This window comes from Halomonas sp. MES3-P3E (genome assembly GCF_002836035.1).
Taxonomy (GTDB): Bacteria; Pseudomonadota; Gammaproteobacteria; order Pseudomonadales; family Halomonadaceae; genus Vreelandella; species Vreelandella arctica.
The window spans coordinates 1-1,256 of record NZ_PJBT01000103.1 but is presented as its reverse complement, the minus strand read 5'-3'; the positions used below and the strand labels follow the sequence as shown (position 1 = coordinate 1,256).

Sequence of the window (1,256 nt, the reverse complement as noted above, 5' to 3'; positions counted from 1 at the left end):
CGGATTCGCCGGGTGTTGCGGATAATGACGGCCCCCACCTTGATCAGCTTGAGCCGCAGATTGCTCGGGCTCATACGCGCGAAGGGCGTCTTTTTCAGGTGTGTTCGTAATCGCTCGAACAGCGTATAGGCAAAGCCCGATAAGATCAGACGCCACTGATTGGCCCACCAGTGCGTGCTGGAGGTACGATCAGCAAACAGGCTCAGCTGTTGATCTTTAATCCGGTTCTCCATGTCGCCCCGAGCGCAGTACTGCTCGTAGTAGAGCTTGAAGCCGTCGTCATAACGGGAACTAATGATAAACCGGGGATTAGAGCCCAGTTCGCCTTCTTCCAGACGGGCCACCACCCAGCGTGGATACTTCCAGGCGTGTGCTTGATATTGGAAGCGGAACGTCTCTGCCACTTTCCCTCCCACCTGCCATTGGGTCTTGCGCACCAGCATCATGGGCACATCCACTTCCTTGAGCAGCCGACTGTTCTTGCCGATACCCACGATATAGTCAACGTGATGCCGATCGCACCAGTTGAGCATCCGGGAGCGACAAAAGTGACTATCACCTCGTAACACAAGGCGCGTATCGGGCCAGTACTGGCGAATAAAGCGCACCAGTAACGCCAGGATGGCCCAGCTGTGATGGCTGTCGCTGTGGTCACTGGTACGCAGATAGCTCACTAGCAGATGGCGGCCACAGAAGACATACAGCGGGAAGTAGCAATGGTGGTCGTAGTAGCCGTTGAAGAACTTGCCCGGCTGCTCGCCGTGAACCGGGATATCGGTACCGTCAAAGTCCAACACAATTTCCGCCGGTGGCTCCTCGTGCTGCTCGATGAAGTGGTGCCAAAGTAGTTGATGGGCCTTCACTATCGCCTGCCGATCCGCCTGCTGCTCCATCCGGCACAGCGTGGACTTGCCTGCCAAGGAGTCGTCCTGGCCAACCGCCGTTTGCAGCGCTTGATCAAAGCGAAGGGCTTCATGATCGTTCAGGTCTTCGTATCCAGCGGCCACGCCAAATACCCGTTGACGAACCATGGTGTCTAGCCGGTGGCGAATCTGTTCTGGATCCCGGGGATCGTGAAGTACCGAGGCTAGTCGGCGAGTCAGGCGATGTTGTTTATCGACCTCGCGCAGCAAAAACAGTCCGGCATCGGAGGTGATGTGACCGCCGGAAAAATCGGCTTCAATTTGACGGCGAGAGAGTGGCGAGAAGGTCAGTTTTTCAGGTACCATTTTGGATAGCGGCTGTTGGTGTTTTTT

General features: G+C 56.1%; 1 protein-coding gene. It reads right to left on the bottom strand.

All coding sequences use genetic code 11. The features are described from left to right. Positions 1 to 1,229: IS1380 family transposase (locus tag CXF87_RS12075; protein ID WP_101146783.1), on the bottom strand; the 1,229-nt coding region annotated here is incomplete at its 3' end. Positions 1,230 to 1,256 lie beyond the last annotated feature (27 nt).